The 16,409-nt window shown below is 48.2% G+C and carries 16 protein-coding genes, 1 rRNA gene, 1 pseudogene and 1 riboswitch; of the genes and pseudogenes, 14 read left to right on the top strand and 4 right to left on the bottom strand.

Features of this window, described 5'->3' with window-relative positions; all coding sequences use genetic code 11:
• Window positions 1-24 precede the first annotated feature (24 nt).
• A 5S ribosomal RNA gene (rrf, locus tag KQI_RS0116020) occupies window positions 25-141 on the top strand.
• 173 nt (window positions 142-314) lie between these two features.
• Here rrf and KQI_RS28855 read toward each other — a convergent pair.
• The gene (locus KQI_RS28855) at window positions 315-473 is read right to left on the bottom strand and encodes a hypothetical protein (RefSeq protein WP_007428417.1); all 159 of its coding nucleotides are present in this window, start codon (window positions 471-473) and stop codon (window positions 315-317) included.
• A gap of 798 nt (window positions 474-1,271) precedes the next feature.
• Here KQI_RS28855 and KQI_RS26990 point away from each other — a divergent pair.
• From KQI_RS26990 to KQI_RS0115995, 6 genes and pseudogenes are all read left to right on the top strand, one after another.
• Window positions 1,272-2,005 (top strand): annotated as a pseudogene (locus KQI_RS26990) (carbohydrate ABC transporter permease).
• A gap of 31 nt (window positions 2,006-2,036) precedes the next feature.
• The gene (locus KQI_RS29315) at window positions 2,037-2,237 is read left to right on the top strand and encodes a hypothetical protein (RefSeq protein WP_241763935.1); all 201 of its coding nucleotides are present in this window, start codon (window positions 2,037-2,039) and stop codon (window positions 2,235-2,237) included.
• A gap of 30 nt (window positions 2,238-2,267) precedes the next feature.
• Window positions 2,268-2,432 carry a hypothetical protein gene (locus tag KQI_RS29310; RefSeq protein WP_241763934.1) on the top strand — a complete coding sequence of 55 codons (165 nt, stop codon included), beginning with the start codon at window positions 2,268-2,270 and terminating at the stop codon, window positions 2,430-2,432.
• Between the two features lie 100 nt (window positions 2,433-2,532).
• On the top strand, window positions 2,533-3,153 hold the full coding sequence (locus tag KQI_RS29305) for a sensor histidine kinase (protein ID WP_241763933.1): 621 nt from the start codon (window positions 2,533-2,535) through the stop codon (window positions 3,151-3,153).
• Window positions 3,154-3,207: 54 nt separating this feature from the next.
• Complete coding sequence (locus KQI_RS29300) at window positions 3,208-3,441, top strand: sensor histidine kinase (RefSeq protein ID WP_241763931.1); 234 nt, start codon at window positions 3,208-3,210, stop codon at window positions 3,439-3,441.
• Complete coding sequence (locus tag KQI_RS0115995; RefSeq protein ID WP_010347832.1) at window positions 3,422-4,606, top strand: response regulator; 1,185 nt, start codon at window positions 3,422-3,424, stop codon at window positions 4,604-4,606. The genes KQI_RS29300 and KQI_RS0115995 overlap by 20 nt, the downstream gene beginning before the upstream one ends.
• 35 nt (window positions 4,607-4,641) lie before the next feature.
• Here the strand turns inward: KQI_RS0115995 and KQI_RS0115990 are convergent, their stop codons facing one another.
• Window positions 4,642-5,589 (bottom strand): LysR family transcriptional regulator, encoded by a 948-nt coding sequence (locus KQI_RS0115990; RefSeq protein ID WP_010347831.1) that lies wholly within the window; start codon window positions 5,587-5,589, stop codon window positions 4,642-4,644.
• Between the two features lie 185 nt (window positions 5,590-5,774).
• Between KQI_RS0115990 and KQI_RS0115985 the strand changes: the two genes are divergently transcribed.
• The 6 genes from KQI_RS0115985 (at window position 5,775) to KQI_RS0115960 (ending at window position 12,397) form a co-directional block, all read left to right on the top strand.
• Window positions 5,775-6,365 carry a non-oxidative hydroxyarylic acid decarboxylases subunit B gene (locus KQI_RS0115985; RefSeq protein ID WP_010347830.1) on the top strand — a complete coding sequence of 197 codons (591 nt, stop codon included), beginning with the start codon at window positions 5,775-5,777 and terminating at the stop codon, window positions 6,363-6,365.
• Between the two features lie 28 nt (window positions 6,366-6,393).
• The gene (locus KQI_RS0115980; RefSeq protein ID WP_010347829.1) at window positions 6,394-7,812 is read left to right on the top strand and encodes a non-oxidative hydroxyarylic acid decarboxylases subunit C; all 1,419 of its coding nucleotides are present in this window, start codon (window positions 6,394-6,396) and stop codon (window positions 7,810-7,812) included.
• Window positions 7,813-7,849: 37 nt separating this feature from the next.
• A complete protein-coding gene (locus tag KQI_RS0115975; protein WP_010347828.1) occupies window positions 7,850-8,086 on the top strand; it encodes a non-oxidative hydroxyarylic acid decarboxylases subunit D in 237 nt (78 codons plus the stop codon).
• Between the two features lie 59 nt (window positions 8,087-8,145).
• Window positions 8,146-8,607: a hypothetical protein gene (locus KQI_RS0115970; protein ID WP_010347827.1), complete on the top strand. Its 462-nt coding sequence runs from the start codon at window positions 8,146-8,148 to the stop codon at window positions 8,605-8,607.
• Window positions 8,608-8,727: 120 nt separating this feature from the next.
• Window positions 8,728-9,888: a serine hydrolase domain-containing protein gene (locus KQI_RS0115965; RefSeq protein ID WP_010347826.1), complete on the top strand. Its 1,161-nt coding sequence runs from the start codon at window positions 8,728-8,730 to the stop codon at window positions 9,886-9,888.
• A 172-nt stretch (window positions 9,889-10,060) separates the two neighbouring features.
• Window positions 10,061-12,397, top strand: coding sequence for an Ig-like domain-containing protein (locus KQI_RS0115960; protein ID WP_010347825.1), 2,337 nt, complete (start codon window positions 10,061-10,063; stop codon window positions 12,395-12,397).
• 125 nt (window positions 12,398-12,522) lie between these two features.
• Here the strand turns inward: KQI_RS0115960 and sdaAA are convergent, their stop codons facing one another.
• Window positions 12,523-13,416 carry an L-serine ammonia-lyase, iron-sulfur-dependent, subunit alpha gene (gene sdaAA, locus KQI_RS0115955; protein WP_010347823.1) on the bottom strand — a complete coding sequence of 298 codons (894 nt, stop codon included), beginning with the start codon at window positions 13,414-13,416 and terminating at the stop codon, window positions 12,523-12,525.
• A complete protein-coding gene (gene sdaAB, locus KQI_RS0115950) occupies window positions 13,406-14,095 on the bottom strand; it encodes an L-serine ammonia-lyase, iron-sulfur-dependent subunit beta (protein WP_010347822.1) in 690 nt (229 codons plus the stop codon). The genes sdaAA and sdaAB overlap by 11 nt, the downstream gene beginning before the upstream one ends.
• A gap of 211 nt (window positions 14,096-14,306) precedes the next feature.
• Window positions 14,307-14,422: riboswitch (glycine riboswitch) on the bottom strand.
• A 213-nt stretch (window positions 14,423-14,635) separates the two neighbouring features.
• Between sdaAB and KQI_RS0115945 the strand changes: the two genes are divergently transcribed.
• Entirely contained in the window at window positions 14,636-16,240 is a 1,605-nt protein-coding gene (locus tag KQI_RS0115945; protein WP_010347821.1) for a DUF6359 domain-containing protein, read from the top strand.
• Window positions 16,241-16,409 lie beyond the last annotated feature (169 nt).

Below are 16,409 nucleotides of genomic sequence, written 5' to 3'. Positions count from 1 at the left end.
AAGAATTTGCGAAGCGAATTCATGTTTGGTGGCGATAGCGGAGGGGTTCCACACGTACCCATCCCGAACACGACCGTTAAGCCCTCCAGCGCCAATGGTACTTGGACCGCAGGGTCCTGGGAGAGTAGGACGTTGCCAAGCACGACAAAAAAGCACACCCTTAGCGGGTTGTGCTTTTTTTCTTTTAACTGATCTATTTATCACCCATACACAATGCGTTCCCGGTTAAGAGCCTTACAGTAACCTAGTTGTCCTTTGCAAAAGGTGCCTTGCCAGCCTGTTAGAACAGCGGCACTGTGTTATCTGAGGAACACTTAATCTATTTCAACTTGTTCTGTCTGGAGAACGCTTAAGGCTTGAAGTTTACGTGTAATTTCTTTTTGCCATTTCTTATCTCCGACTTGTACGGCAAGATTAAGAAGATCCAAATAATCGTCAATATGCAGGGAGGTTTTGCTAAAAACTTCTTTCACTGCGGTTCTGCCTCCTTTGAAGTCTATACGTATTTTATTATTCGATAATGATAATCATTATCAAAAGAATGAACTTAAACATATTATGCCTGTGTTCGAGATAAATTGCAAGTTATGTATAAATAAATTTTAAAGCACGCAAATGAGGACTTAAAAAAAGAACCCCTTCGCCTTAGGTTCACGCATTGTTCACACCTTTTATATGGATCACATAACGATAAAAGAAGTGTACATTGAGTGTCCGCCAATAAGGAAGCAATTGCGTAATGCTTCAACAAGAGGAGGAGACAGATGATGGGCAGAGCAAAAAAGTAAGCGCTTGCTATTGTGATGGGAGCGCCTTGGCATTGATGCTGACAGTCTGTATTAATGGACGGAGCGCAAGTCCGGAGAATTCAGGTAGCCAGGGAGGAGACACCTCAACAAAGGGGGTACCGATAGTCTTCCAGAACGTTAATCCTGACCTGAGCCTCCCTTCATACAAAATAATTAAGCAGCTGATATATCACATTTTTACTCATTTTGCCGATAATTAGAATATCATGGTATTAACTTTTATCGATTCTCTGCAATCCTTCAATTTGACTTGGCTGATGATGGGGGGAGATCCAACTCATGTGACGGATACGACAGTGCTTGACTTCGAATCTTGCAGTCTATTTGTTTTTCATTTACAAATGTGATAAATTTTGTTTCAAAAGGGTCGAAAATAAGGTAAGCTAAAGGAGAAGGGGTTGTTGAACGTCATGAAAAAAGACGGTGGTTTTTTCCCTATTGACCATATTAATGATTACGCAGCTGTATCCGCTCTTCTGGCTACTAGTCTACTTGTTGGAGACGAATGAAGAAATATAGAGCGTAAGCTTCTTTGCACCCCCTGAAGTGCCCCAAGTGGCACAACAATCAGGAAGCCTGTCAAACAGGGAACTACCTGCGTTATTTAGGAAACAGTGTGCTGGTGACCGGGGCTACGATGATGTTCGTCATTGTATTAAGCTTGATGACTGCTTATGCGATTATACGTTATCGCTAGCGCTTCGGAGATGCTGTATTGAGCATGTTTCTGACCGGGATAATGATTCCGATGCAGGCTACACTGCTGCCGTTGATGGTGATGTTTAAAAATGCCCATATTCTGAATACGTATTTCTCGCTGATTTTACCCTATATCGCTTTCCAGACACCGATTGCGGTCTTCATCCTACCTGGCTTTATGCGGTCTATTCCCCACGAAATTGAAGAATCCGCTCACATTGACGGAGCAAGCATTTATCGCATTTTCCGCAGTGTAACCTTACCCATCTCGATTCTACCCATCATGACGGTGTGTATATTAACTTTTATTAATATCTGGAATGAATGCATTACGGCTGCTACCTTTATCTCATCCGAAAAGCTCAATACATTGGTTAGCCAGTGTTCTGTGAATTACAGTAATATTAGCGCTTTTCTGGTCATGGGAGCTTTACCAGTCATTATTATTTTTTGGTCTGTCCGAAAAGATTACGGTAGCGGGAGCAGTTAAAGGATAGTCGGCCAAGGCGAGAGGAGCGCACAGCGGAAGTGCTGCGCCGTTTTCAATCCATTCAATCCCGTTTCAACGAACACATGATTACGAATATGTTGGGAGCTATCTATGATTCGCGGGAGGATCTGATCGGCATTCGTGTCATCACGGACATAGGCAAGGTATACAACTATGGCAACCGTATGAATGTCATTGAATACTCATTACACACTCATTACACACACGGAATGGTATAAGAAAATTCGAAAGTCAGCGGACGAAATCGCATGGCTGGATGTGTATATCCTCATTCTGTCATTGATCAGGTGGAAACCAGACCTGTGTTTGCGTATGGACGACAGCTCTGTGATCTGGATGAGCATAAGCCGATCGGTAGCAGCAGATATCGGAGGATGATGTCATTGTACATCGGGGTAAGAGGAGAGTTGTAATCGCTTCCAATTTGCTGTTTGCAGATTGGTCGGTCTTAGTACGACATCCAGTGAAGATTTGAACGCGGAGCTGGTACAAAATCAAAGGTATTTGCTTATTGTGGCACTTATATTCATTATTGTGTCCGTGTTAATTGCATCTATCGTCTCCAAAGGAATTTCACTTCCGCTCAAGCGGGTCATTTGGGAAATGAAGTGGGGAGAGACGGGAAATTTCCGTCATACGGTAAACATCGAGTCATATGAAGTGAACAACCAGTTGGCTACCTCCTTCAACCATATTGTAAGTCAGATTGCAGAACTGGTCGAACTGGTTCGTATCACATCAGCCAGTGAAAAAAATGCAGAGCTGCACGCGTTACAGACGCAGGTTAATCCACATTTTCTGTACAATACGCTGGATCCGATTTATTGGATGCTGGATGAAAAGGGACAGGATCAGCTAGGAGAGGTGGTACTCTCCTTATCGCATATGCTCCGTTATAGCAGCCACTGGGAAGAGGGGGCCGATGTAAGCCTTCGTGAGGGACTGGAGCAGATTGGACATTATCTTACCATTATCCAGGTCCGGCTGCAGGGCAGGGTATCTGTAGGCATCAGCATGGATGGGTGGCTGGATATCCGTTTGCCAAAGATGATCTTGCAGCCGTTGATTGAAAATGCAGCGGAGCATGGGCTGGAGCCGCTGATTGCGGATACAGGTGGCAAGCAGCTCGTTTGAGGGGAGGAGTTTGACGGAGTATTAAGTCTGCACATCATCGACAACGGTGCAGGGATGGAGTACGAACGATGGGAGGTGGTCCAGTTAGCATCGGTAGAACCCGGCAAGCAAACGGGCAACGAGCAGGCAGGAGGCATCGGCCTGCAAAACCTATATTTAAAACTACGGCACATGTTTGGAGAGGAATACGGTCTGCGGATCTCCAATACACCTGGGGCTGGAACGACAGTCACCGTAAGTGTGCCTTTGATACAGAAGGAGGAAAAATATGAATATTCTGATAGCTGATGATGAAAGTATGATTCGGCAGGGGATTCGGCGTACGATTAGCCAGGCTCTGCCAACCTGTGTCATTCATCTCGCAGCTTCCACTGAGGAAGCTGCAGGCATCCTGGCGGAGCATCCCGTCGATATTGTATTGACCAATATTCTGATGCCAGGCATGGATGGTCTGGAATTCATGCGAATTTCCAAGCGAAAGCATCCTCATCTACAGTGGGTTGTCATCTCGGCCCATTCCGACTTCCAATATGCACAAAGAGCAGTGAAGCTGGGCGCCAAAGACTACCTGTTAAAGCCAATCAGCAAAAAGAAGCTGCTGAAATGCATTGAAATGCTGGCGGCTGAAGCGCTTGTTGCATCGCTGCAGGCCAACGAGGGCAAACTTCTCAAATCCAATATGATCTATTTGCGTGAGACTGTTTTCCAGCGCTATGCACTTGGACTGGGCACGGGAAAATTGGATATACAGCCCTTTATCGAAAATTATCCGGAATTTCACCTCTTCATGGTTCGCATAGTACCTGATCATAAGCAGACGCACCTGGAGCATTTTATGATTGAAAATGTACTGTCCGAGCTCATTGAGGCGGGAGGCAATGGCTTTGTCGTCAGTCTCGAACGTCACAGCCTGCTGGGCATTGCACGTCTTCAAGATGAAGCGGAGGCCGCACGGCTGGAGACGCTGCTCGAATCTCATTTGAAACGTTATGTGAAGGTGCCTCTGCAAATTACGCGCTCAGGCGTTCATCATAATTTTGCAGCCATACCTGAAGAGGTAGCAAGGCTAAGACGGACGACAGAGGAGATTGCAGCCGCAGCGACGGACACTGGTGAATGTCTTCGTAAAGGCATGCATACGGTGGATGTGGCATTGCAATACATTCAGACTCATTTTACGGAGGAGCTGTCGTTAGAAAAGGTAGCCTCGGTCGTCTTTTTGAACCCGGTCTATTTCAGCCAGTTGTTCAAGCAAAAAACGGGACAAGGCTACAAGGACTATGTCATTTGTTTACGGATGGAGGAGGCGAAACGGCTGCTCGGTGATCCCCATCTGCGGCTGGCTGATATTTCAGAGCGGATTGGCTACCAGGATATGCGGCATTTTACACAAGTATTTCGGCGCAAATGTGGAATGACTCCGACAGAGTACCGACATCAGGGAGTCAAGTAGGACGGGATATACAATCTGATCTGAATAGTGAGTGTCTATGTAATATATGACTGTTCTGTGAGTGGAGTTTCTACTCTGGAGCAGTCTTTTTTTGTGTCCCCGTCTCCAGCTTGTAGGTATTCAACTAATTTGCGGGCTGCATTGGACAAATAACGATCCTTGCGCCAGACGACGGCTGGTCGGGTAAAGGGGGATGGCTCCTTAAGAGCTAGTGTACGAAATTTGTCGCCGTACTCTCGTCCCAAGCCAGTGTCTGGAATGATAGTAATGCCCATGCCTGTTGATACAAGTGAGAGAATGGTCGATATTTCAGGACAGTCCAGTACTACACGGGGGATAAGATGCTGCTCCTGAAATTTGCGAATCACAGTCTCGTATACCCCAAGTCCTTCCGTTCGGCGAGCTAACAGGAGGTCATAGTTGGCGGCTTCCCGTAACGTGATTTCACCACTCGGATGACGATCAGCCCATTCACACGGAAGTACCACGACAAAAGGAGCCTCCTCTAATTCTATTGTATGGTACGACTTGTCATCTACCGGAAGTAGGAGCAGGGCCAAATCAACTTTATTTTGATGTAGCAGTTCTTCCAGGTGATGCGTGTCCCCATGCCCTATTTTGATGTACACCCCCGGGTAATCCTGATGAAAGCGACTGAGAGGCCCGGTAATCAGAGACATACAGACCGATGAAGTACCTATGGACAGAGTACCGGTGACATTGCTTTCAAATTCACCTATTTCTCTACAGGTATCTTCCATCTCGGCCAATAATCGCTTGGCGCGGGTGTATAGTGCGTATCCAGCCTCAGTTACCTCCCATTTCTTTCCTTCACGGTAAATCAGCTTTACACCAAGCTCATCCTCCATATTTTTGAGTTGCTGACTTAATGGAGGCTGAGCCATGTTAAGCCTTTGGGCAGCCTTTGTGATTTGTCCTTCTTCGACGATGACGCAAAAGTAGTGCAGATGCTTTATATCCATTTAGGCTACCTCCTATTTCTGAACAACCTCAGATGAATATTTTTAAAGTATGCATTACATATATTATATATATTTTTCGTGTGTACAGAAGAGGCGTATAATTTTTTACAGAAATGAATTGGATGGAATTTCTAAAAGCAGAGCGTTGCCAGAGAACAGAGATCATGGAGTGTAGGAGGGGACACATGAAGAAAATCATTGTAGGAATATCAGGAGCGACGGGGTCGATCTTCGGTATCCGTATACTGAAGCACTTACGAGAGGCTGGGGCCCAGAGCCACCTTGTGTTATCTCCGTGGGCTAGTGCGAATATTCCCTATGAGACAGGCTACACGGTAAAGGAAGTGGAGGCGATGGCAGATGTGGTTTACTCGTACAAGGATCAGGCTGCGCGTATTTCTAGCGGCTCCTTCCAAATAGACGGTATGATTGTTGCTCCTTGCAGCATGAAGACACTCGCCTCCATTCGCATTGGAATGGCGGACAACCTGCTCACCCGAGCAGCAGATGTGATACTGAAGGAACGAAGGAAGCTGCTGCTTATGACAAGAGAAACACCATTAAGCAGTATCCATCTGGAAAATATGCTGGAACTGTCACGCATGGGCGTGACGATCCTGCCGCCGATGCCAGCCTTTTATAACCATCCTGCAACGATTGAAGAAATGGTGGATCATATTGTATTCCGCGTATTGGACCAGTTCGGCATCGTTGCAACCGCAGCCAAACGCTGGGATGGAATGAAGCAGACTGAATCCGCACTGCACCAAAATTGAAAAATTAAAAAACAAAGGAGAATGAATGATGGCCTATAAAGATTTTCGTGATTTTTTGCATACTCTGGAGAAAGAGGGACAATTGCTCACGATTAGCGATGAAGTAAAGCCGGAGCCGGATATTGCAGCAGCAAACAGAGCATTAAACAATCTTGGAGACAAGACGCCAGCCTTATTTTTCAACAATATTTATGGCTATACAGATGCTCGTATTGCAATGAATGTGATGGGCTCCTGGCCCAATCATGCTCTTATGATGGGAATGCCAAAGAACACTCCGCTCAAAGAGCAGTTTTTTGAATTTGCCAGACGCTATGAACAATTTCCGGTGCCTGTGAAGCGGGAAGAAACGGCTCCATTTCATGAAGTGGAGATTACAGAAGATATTAATTTATTTGATATTTTACCGCTGTTCCGTTTGAACCAGGGAGACGGGGGATTTTATCTGGATAAAGCTATTCTGATCTCGCGCGATCTGGATGATCCGGTTACGTATGGCAAGCAAAATGTCGGTTTATATCGGATGCAGGTGAAAGGTAAAAACCGCTTGGGCATTCAGCCTGTACCGCAGCATGATATAGCGATCCATATCCGTCAGGCTGAGGAACGCGGGGAAAATTTGAAGGTGGCGATTGCCCTGGGATGTGAGCCTGTTATTACGACGGCTGCTTCTACACCGCTGTTGTACGATCAATCCGAATATGAAATGGCAGGTGCCATTCAGGGTGAGCCTTACCGTGTAGTTAAAGCCAAGGATGCGGACTTGGATTTGCCTTGGGGAGCCGAGGTCATTCTGGAAGGTGAAGTGTTGGCGGGCGAGCGGGAGTATGAAGGTCCATTCGGTGAGTTCACAGGTCACTATTCCGGTGGTCGCGCGATGCCAGTCATTCAGATTAATCGTGTATATCACCGTAAGCAGCCCATCTTTGAGCATTTGTACATCGGAATGCCTTGGACGGAAACGGACTATATGATTGGTGTGAATACAAGTGTACCGTTGTTCCAACAGCTCAAGGATGCATTTCCTAATGAAATCGTAGCTGTTAATGCCATGTATACGCATGGGTTGGTCGCTATTATTTCTACGAAAACCCGGTATGGAGGCTTTGCGAAGGCTGTTGGGATGCGTGCGTTAACGACTCCGCATGGATTGGGGTATTGCAAGCTGGTCATTGTGGTGGATGGGGATGTTGATCCGTTCAATCTGCCACAGGTCATGTGGGCTTTATCCACCAAGCTGCATCCGAAGCATGATGCTGTCATCGTCCCGGGCTTGTCTGTTTTACCACTTGATCCCGGCTCTGATCCGGCAGGTATGACGCACAAAATGATACTGGATGCGACGACACCTGTAGCACCGGATAATCGAGGTCATTATTCGCAGCCGCTTGATTCTCCGCTGGGTGTAGCAGATTGGGAGAAAAAGCTGAGCCAAATGCTTCGTTAAAAATATTCAGAAAAAAATACTAAAGGAGTGCTGACAGATGCATATTTGTCCACGTTGTGAGTCCAATCGTTCAGAAGTTGTTTCCCGTTCGCCGGTTGAAGGTGCCTGGGAGGTTTTGTTGTGTCCTGTATGTATGTTCACATGGCGCACCTCGGAACCAGATAGCATTACCGATCCGACAAAGTATAAATCAGCGTTCAAGGTCGATCCCCGGGATATTCCGAATGCGATCCACGTACCCCTGATTGCAGAACGGAAGCAGGATCGTTCGTAACCGGATGTAAATTGTGGTATTTTGAGTATATGGGCCGAATGTAAAGGGGGTTATACTTTATGCAGATACCAAGGATCGGCAAGGAGCTGTTCATGCTGCTGGACGGCAAGACACTGGAGAACAAGCAGCATGAAGCGATGATGCTACTGACAATCACGGAGGATCAGTGGCCGCACATTGCAATGATTAGCGTAGGTGAGATTGTTGCGCTGGACGAGGGGAATTTGCGGCTGGCACTATGGCCGGGAACGACCACGACGGGCAACATGATCCGTACCGGGAAGGCAACGCTTGCAGTGTTCATCGGCGGAAAGGCGCATTATGTACGGCTGTCACTGGAGCATCTGCCGATGCTGCCCGGAGCCAAGCATGTACGTGAGCGATTTGCGGCACAGGTATTCGCAGCCCGAGAGGATTCGGCCCAATATGCAGATATTGTGACAGGCGTTACGGTTCGGCTCAAGGAGCCGGAAGCGGTGTTAAATCGCTGGAAAGAAACGGTGGCAGAGCTTTTAAAGTAAATCATTGAAAAATGCAGGAGAACAAGCGCATACAAGGAAACAGATTGAGCTTGTTGGTACAGGAGATTAGAGCGCGAGGGAAAGCTTGTTTCTTTTGAAGGAAAAACAGGAGGAATGAATATGTCTCGTTTTGAAAAGGTAGATCAGTTATTGAAACAATTCATAGCAAATGGGCCGGCAGGGTGTGGTTGTGCTATTGCACAAAATGGTCAAGTGTTGTATGAAGGGTATCACGGATATGCTGATCTGGAGGCTCGAAAACCAGTCACTGAAGATACAGTGTATCGCTTGTTTTCCATGACAAAGGTTGTTGTATGTGCCGCTGCACTTATGCTGTACGAACGTGGGCAATTTTTGTTGAATGAGCCTTTATATGAATATTTACCCGAATATCGTGATGCGCATGTATTCAAAACCGCTCCTAACGGATACACCTATGTGGATAAGGCGGAAAACCCCATTTTAATTAAGCATATATTCAATATGAGTGTGGGTCTTCCTTACGCTTCCGAGTCTTCAGAAACAGGAAAAGCCATGCAAAAAGTTATTACAACATTAAAGGAAAAACAGGGGAAATATGATCTGCGCACAGAAATTAAAGCGCTTTCTGAGGTTCCGCTTGCCTTTGAACCGGGAACACGATGGCTGTACGGATATGGACATGATCTTGTTGCAGGTCTTATTGAAGTGATTTCAGGTAAATCATTAGGACACTTTCTAAAGGATGAAATATTTGATCCGCTTGGCATGAACAATACAGGCTACCGTTATCGTGGAGATATTGCATCACGGATGGCCTCTGTTTATCAACGGACGGACACCGGGAAACTTGAAAAAATAGAGGGTTTTTTGGATGAATATCATCAGCCAGATGCTATTTATGAAGGTGGAGGCGCAGGTCTGTATTCGACAGTCAAAGAGTACCTTACTTTTTCGCAAATGCTGTCCAATGGTGGCACGATAGACGGTGTGAGGCTATTGGGGAGAAAAACCATTGATTTAATGCGCACAAATCATCTGAATACAGCCCAACTATCTGATTTTACGAATTCATATCATACAGGTTATGGTTACGGACTTGGTGTACGCACGTTGATTGATCAAGCGGCCGGGCATGCAAACAGCTCTATTGGAGAATTCGGCTGGTCGGGAGCAACAGGCACTTGGGTGTCTATAGATCCGAGCGAGCAGTTCTCAGTCGTTTATATGCATCAGCTTCATCCCAATATGGAAGAATACCACCATTTGAGAGTTCGTGCAGCAGCTTACAGCTGTTTGTAAAAGAGAGGTTGCATTTAATGGTTTCACATTTGTCCATACCAATTCTAGTTAATAAGGACCAAATTTTCTTTAAAGCCTAAACTATTCTTTTCCATATGTCGACATAAAACGTAGGTATAAGGATTTTGCGGAATCCTTCATTTTAAGTTTTGAAATGGGAGGGAGTTAGATTTTGAAGAATAGGTGGTCTGGTTTTCTGGCGTTGGTCATCCTGATCTCAAGTTTTACATCATATGCAGGGTTTGCACACGCGGCTGATCTGGTGCTTTCCAAGATTGTCCTTTCCTCTAACGAGGTAACTGTGCAGCAGGGAGATACGGCTGCATTGACGGCTACAGCTATTTATACGGATGGGACGACTTCCAATGTAACCGTAAGTACGGATTGGAAAAGTGATAATACAGCTATTGCTACGGTATATAACGGCACAGTTTCAGGCAAGGGCGAAGGGGAAGCGACTGTGGTTGCGACCTATAAAGATAAGATACAATCGGTTCAGGTACATGTAACGAAAAAGGTTAAGGCACTGACATCCAGTGTACAAAGCCTGAGCTTGCGTTCAAACGGCACAGGGCAGATCGATCTGACAGCGACTTACAGTGATAATACAACAGCTCAGGTTTCAGGCGATGCTGCTTGGACCTCCGATAACCAGAAGGTAGCAACCGTAGTTAACGGATTGGTTACTGCTCAGGGAGCAGGTACAGCCAATATTAAGGCCGTATATGGTCAGCAAACCGTAACGATTGCGGTGCAGGTAGAACAGGTCAAACGTTTGGATGTCAGTCCATCTGAGGTTTCCCTTTTGTTGAAGGATACGGAGAAGGTTAAGCTGACAGCGACGTTCCCGGATGGAACGGTTCAGGACGTTACAGAGTCTGCCGAGTGGAGCTCCAGTAATGCAGCCGTAGCGGATGTACTAAAAGGCACTATTACTGGCTACAGCGCGGGCAAGGCGACGATTACAGGTAAATATGGTACAATGTCTGCTACCATTTCAGTGGATGTTGACCAAACGAATAAGCTGAAAGCCAGCGAATCCGAAATTTTCCTCCGTTTGGATGAATCCAAGAAAATTCAGGTTTCTGCTGTTTACCCGGACGGGACGGTAACAGATATTACAGATAAAGCTACCTGGACCACAAGCGACGAGAAAATCGCGACGGTGAATAAAGGAACGATTATGGCCATCGGAGCCGGTTCAGCTACGGTGACCGCCAAGTATGGAGATAAGACGGTTTCGATCAAGACAGATGTTGAAACCTCCAGATATCTGGATTTGAGTGAGGACAAGCTGAGCCTGAATGCCAAGGAAACCAAAAAGCTCAAGCTGACCGCTACGTACGTAACAGGTACGGAAGAGGATATTACAAGCAAGGCAGATTGGAAGTCCAGCAATGAGGATATTGCATTTGTCAGTAAGGGTGAAGTAACAGGCTATAAAACAGGTGAGGCCACGATTACGGCTTCTTATGGCGGTAAAACAGTCTCGGCGACAGTATCCGTGAATGTGCCTGGTGATCTGGCTTTGTCCTCCAAAACAGCAACAATTGATGTAAATGAAGACTATACTGCCACCTTGACTGCTACTTATGCTGATGGGCGTAAGGAAGATGTGACACAGGATGCGGAATGGACTTCAAGTGCGGCAGACATTGCTTCCGTAACCAAAGGAACGATTACAGGTAAATCAGCCGGTAAAGCGGTTATTACAGCCACCTACAATGGCAAAAAACTAACGATCAATGTACAAGTGGGCCTTGTAGACCGTTTGGAAACCGACACACGCGTAATTGTGCTCGGTGCCCAGGAAACGAAGCAACTGAAGGTAACAGGCGTCAAGAGTGGCGGTACAAAAACAGATGTAACCAAGGATGCCACCTGGACTACCAGCAATGTGAAGGTGGTCGAGGTTAGCGAGGGCTTGATTAAAGCGAATGGCAGTGGCAAGGCAACCGTTACAGCTTCCTATGGCAAGCAAACCATTACGTTCACAGTGGAAGTGGACGTAGCTCAAAGGCTTGAAGCAGATGCGATCGCATTATCGCTCAAATCCGGTGATCAAAAAACCATCGCAATTGTTGTTAAATCCAGTGATGGCAAAGAAAAGGACGTTACGACCCAAGCTGAATGGAAAACGTCTAACTACAAGGTAGCTACGGTTAAAAAAGGCCAGGTTACCGCGGTCAGCTACGGTAAAGCCAACATTCAGGCGAAGTTCGGCGGGAAGGTGATCAGCGTACCCGTGGATGTAGATACACTTAAATATTTACAAACGGACGAAGTCGCCTTGAATTTGAAGGTCGGACAGCTGGCGAAAGTGACGGCTACAGCTACGTACAAGGATGAGTCGGAAAAGGATGTCTCCAAACCGGCTGTCTGGTCCTCGTCCAGAATTATTGTTGCTACCGTCAAAGACGGCAACATTAAGGCACAGGGCAAGGGGAAAGCCGTGATTACAGTGAAATATGCAGGCAAATTGACGAAGGTACAGGTGACCGTTCAGTAAAAGGTCCATGTTCCGTAACATAGCAAAGAGCAAGCATGCGTCCAAGGACGACAGGCTTGCTCTTTTTCTATTAGGGCAGCCGCTTGAATAGATGTGCGGGGCGGCTCAGCCCACGGCATAATCATTTATCGCTTTTTAGCCAGTGCGTTGCGTGTGAGCGATTCGGTCAAACGCTTGCCGGTTGGCGTCTGGGCCAAGCCGCCCTTGGCGGTCTCGCGGTGCTTTGAAGGCATGGCGCTGCCGACCTCAAGCATCACGTCAATGACTTCGTCAGACGGGATGGCGCTGCGCACACCTGCCAATGCCATATCCGCTGCGGCAAGCGCGGTGACAGCCCCCAGCCCATTGCGCACGATGCACGGAATCTCCACGAGTCCGGCGACGGGGTCGCAAATCAGGCCGAGCGTGTTCTTAAGTGCGAGGCCCACGGCGTGAATGGCCTGATCAGGCGTGCCTCCGCGCAGCTCGACCATAGCACCGGCGGCCATCCCGATGGCTGAGCCAATCTCAGCCTGACAGCCTCCCTCCGCGCCGGAAATGAAGGAGTTGTTGGCGATCACATAGCCGATGGCTCCAGCGGCAAACAGGCCGTGCACCATATGCTTGTCATCCCAGTCGAATCGCTCCTGCGCACTGATGAACACACCGGGGATGACTCCGCATGAGCCAGCAGTGGGCGTGGCGACAATGCGACCCATAGACGCATTAACCTCCGACACGGACAGGGCATATGCCATGGCGAGCGCCGAGGCATCGCCAGAGCAGGTTTCGCCTGCCCGCAAATATTCGGCCAGACGCTTGCCGTCGCCGCCCGTCAATCCACTGCGGGATACGGTGTCTTGCGTCTGACCGCGATGAACGGCTTCCTTCATCACTTGATAATAATCAGACATTTGGCGGAAGATTTCTTCCTCAGGAGTGTTCGTCTCCTGTGCCTGCTCTTGAATCATCAAACGGCCAATCGTAGTGGATTCCTTAGCACATAAAGCACTGATTTCATGCAGATGGCTAAATCGCATCAGATTCAGCTCCTTTTTTCAAATTAATCATTTTAATTTCGTACATATGTGGTAAGGACCGCAGCTTTGTGATCAATTCAGGCTTAGCAGGACTGTCCATTTCGATGGCAGTAAGTGCTTCACCATCCCGGCCTTTGCGATCCACGTGCATATAGGCAATGTTAATATCAGCCGCGCCGAGCGCCGAAGTCACCGCGCCCAATGTACCGGGCTTATCCGAGTGAAGAAGCACCAGCGTAGGCAGCTCCCCGGTCAGATTGACCCGAAATTCGTTGAGCTGTTGGACATGGATGCTTCCACCGCCGATGGAAGAGCCCAACAGCGTGCGCTGATCCTCGCCCTTCCACAGCTCGAAGCGGACTGTGTTAGGGTGAGGAGCGGGTAGTCCGCTAAAGGCGAATTCCACCGCCATCCCGGCTTGCTCTGCCCATTGTTCGGCATCGGGAATGCGGCTGTCGTCCGTATCGTAATTGAGCAGCCCTGCGATGAGCGCCAGATCTGTGCCATGTCCTTTGTACGTATCTGCAAAGGAGCCGTACAGTGTCATGCGGGCACGGTCGGGCTGTGTCCCGAGCCAGTGCCGGGCAACGCGTGCGAGCCGCACCGCGCCTGCGGTATGTGAGCTGGAGGGTCCGGTCATGGCCGGGCCGATAATGGAAAATACATCTTTGAAACGCATGGTGTGGCCCCCTGTATGTTCTAGTACCATAGTATATGGTATTGCCGCGTCTTTACGCGTATATGACGGTTCCCAATGGTGACGCGCGATGTGAGCACAAAAAAGGACAGGATAAGGAAGGTTCCCTTATCTCTGTCCTCGTTACCTGAGAGTTTCGTGCGGTGTCATTACCGCCTTACCCCTTGGGTGGCTTGCGCTCTCTCCAGAGTTGCGTCAGATGACGATACATGGACCTGAGAGATTATCCGTCAGCCGGGTGCTGGCGTCTTGCTCCTTCGGTGCCTCCAGGCTATAGGCTTCCTGGACGGACTCTCCCGTCATCTTCATTCGCGTATACCGTTCTACAACTATTTCTTAGCGTAATATATGCCGTGTTCGCTGTCAATCATAGAGTATAATTTTTACATAAACCAACGCATTCCCCGTAGAAAAAATTAAATTTTACATAATTATGGATGAAAGCAGGAAGGAATTAGAAGATTGATAGCTAATCTGATAGAGGACAATACCATTTATGGATAATAGGAGGGATATTAACGTATGGCAAAAGGCTTGCGCTTCATAGGTTCACGCTTGAAAGGAATGCTGCATCTAGCAGCGATTGTATCACTGCTGATAGGAATTTTCGTTCCATTTGGCCAAGTTAAGGCCGAGGGAGCACTGACAGTGGCAGAAGCACTCCAGCGTCAAAGCAGCGGAGGCACGGTGACGGTAGAGGGCTACATCGTCGGACATGCTACCGGATCGAGAATGGCCAACTTTTCCAGCCCGTTTGCGAATGATTTTAATGTATTGATTGCTGATCAGGCAAATGAACGCAATACGTCTAATCTATTAGACGTACAGCTTACATCAGCGTACAGAGGGCAATTCGGGCTTTCAGGCCATCCTGAGCTGATCGGCAGCAAAATCCGCGTAACGGGTGCGCTTGGCGCCTATAACAATTTTGGCGGACTGAAAAGTCCAAGCGCTGTGGAACTGGTGAGCGGAAGCGAGCCGGGAAACCCTGGTGAACCGGGCGAGCCTGATCCTGGCACTCCGGGTCAACCGGGTACTACATTGCCGGATGGAAAAGGCAAAAAGGTGCTGTTCGATAATACGCACGCACAGACAGCCGGAGCCGCGGATTGGGTCATTGATGGCGCCTTCTCCGATTTTGCAGGTGGGCTGCGCAAGGCAGGCTTTACGGTGGACCAATTGAACCGCAGCATTCCTTTTACCTATGGAGAGCAGGCCATAACGTATGACAAGCTGCGCCCATATGATGTGTTCATCATCGGTGAAGCCAATGTCGCCTTTAAGGCATCCGAGCAGGCTGCTTTGCTGCAATATGTGAAGAATGGAGGCAGCGTATTCTTCATTTCCGACCACTATAACGCAGACCGCAACAAAAACCGTTGGGATTCTTCCGAGGTCATGAACGGCTACCGTCGAGGGGCCTATTCCAACCCGGCTAAAGGCATGACGGCAGAAGAAGCTGCATCACCAGCAATGCAGGGATTAACCAGCTCTGACTGGCTGGCGACGAACTTTGGTGTCCGTTTCCGTTACAATGCGCTTGGTGACGTGAACGCTAGCGACATTGTAGCCGCAGATCAGTCTTTTGGTATTACCAAGGGTGTACGCTCGATTGCAATGCATGCCGGATCTACGCTGGCTATTATCGATCCCACCAAGGCTAAAGGGATTGCTTATATCCCTACAGGCACGAAAAAATGGGGCAATGCTGTAGACCAGGGTGTCTATAACGGCGGAGGCCGTGCCGAAGGGCCCTTTGCCGCTATCTCCAAGGTAGGGCAGGGTAAGGCGGCATTCATCGGAGATTCTTCGCCTGTCGAGGACGCCACGCCGAAATATGTGCGTGAGGAAAACGGACAGTCGAAGAAGACGTATGATGGCTTTAAGGAAGTGGACGATGCGACCTTCCTGGTGCAAACCGTCCAATGGCTTGCATGGAAGCAGGACTACACGAAGCTGTCCGATGTGGCAGGTCTGACACTGGACCAGCCGACGAAGCTGCTGCCGTTCGAGGAGCCTGCGTCTTCAACAGAACCGCAGCCTGAGCCCTGGTCTGCTCCGGCAGCAGGCTACAAATGGTACGATCCAAGAACGTACAAGCCTGGCTCCTATGGAGCGGCTTCATAACCAGCGAAGAGCGTGCGAGGCTCTAACTCATTCAAGCCAACCGCTTGATCCCTTGGGGATTAAGCGGTTTTTTTTAACAAAAATTTTAACCTGCAGTGCTGAGCAGGAGGGACTTGCTGTAACTCTGCAGCCTGAGTCGCTTGCGGCAGCCCTGATGAATGCCAACAGG

This window comes from Paenibacillus peoriae KCTC 3763 (assembly GCF_000236805.1).
Taxonomy (GTDB): Bacteria; Bacillota; Bacilli; order Paenibacillales; family Paenibacillaceae; genus Paenibacillus; species Paenibacillus peoriae.
This window is presented reverse-complemented; position numbering and strand designations above follow the sequence as displayed.

What these genes read in the sequence shown, in the direction of transcription:
- KQI_RS29310 (WP_241763934.1), top strand. Translation starts at nt 2,268, where the DNA reads ATGGCTGGATGTGTATATCCTCATTCTGTCATTGATCAGGTGGAAACC.
- KQI_RS29300 (WP_241763931.1), top strand. Translation starts at nt 3,208, where the DNA reads ATGGAGTACGAACGATGGGAGGTGGTCCAGTTAGCATCGGTAGAACCC.
- KQI_RS0115995 (WP_010347832.1), top strand. Translation starts at nt 3,422, where the DNA reads ATGAATATTCTGATAGCTGATGATGAAAGTATGATTCGGCAGGGGATT.
- KQI_RS0115990 (WP_010347831.1), bottom strand. Translation starts at nt 5,589, where the DNA reads ATGGATATAAAGCATCTGCACTACTTTTGCGTCATCGTCGAAGAAGGA.
- KQI_RS0115985 (WP_010347830.1), top strand. Translation starts at nt 5,775, where the DNA reads ATGAAGAAAATCATTGTAGGAATATCAGGAGCGACGGGGTCGATCTTC.
- KQI_RS0115980 (WP_010347829.1), top strand. Translation starts at nt 6,394, where the DNA reads ATGGCCTATAAAGATTTTCGTGATTTTTTGCATACTCTGGAGAAAGAG.
- KQI_RS0115975 (WP_010347828.1), top strand. Translation starts at nt 7,850, where the DNA reads ATGCATATTTGTCCACGTTGTGAGTCCAATCGTTCAGAAGTTGTTTCC.
- KQI_RS0115970 (WP_010347827.1), top strand. Translation starts at nt 8,146, where the DNA reads ATGCAGATACCAAGGATCGGCAAGGAGCTGTTCATGCTGCTGGACGGC.
- KQI_RS0115965 (WP_010347826.1), top strand. Translation starts at nt 8,728, where the DNA reads ATGTCTCGTTTTGAAAAGGTAGATCAGTTATTGAAACAATTCATAGCA.
- sdaAA (WP_010347823.1), bottom strand. Translation starts at nt 13,416, where the DNA reads ATGCGATTTAGCCATCTGCATGAAATCAGTGCTTTATGTGCTAAGGAA.
- sdaAB (WP_010347822.1), bottom strand. Translation starts at nt 14,095, where the DNA reads ATGCGTTTCAAAGATGTATTTTCCATTATCGGCCCGGCCATGACCGGA.
- KQI_RS0115945 (WP_010347821.1), top strand. Translation starts at nt 14,636, where the DNA reads ATGGCAAAAGGCTTGCGCTTCATAGGTTCACGCTTGAAAGGAATGCTG.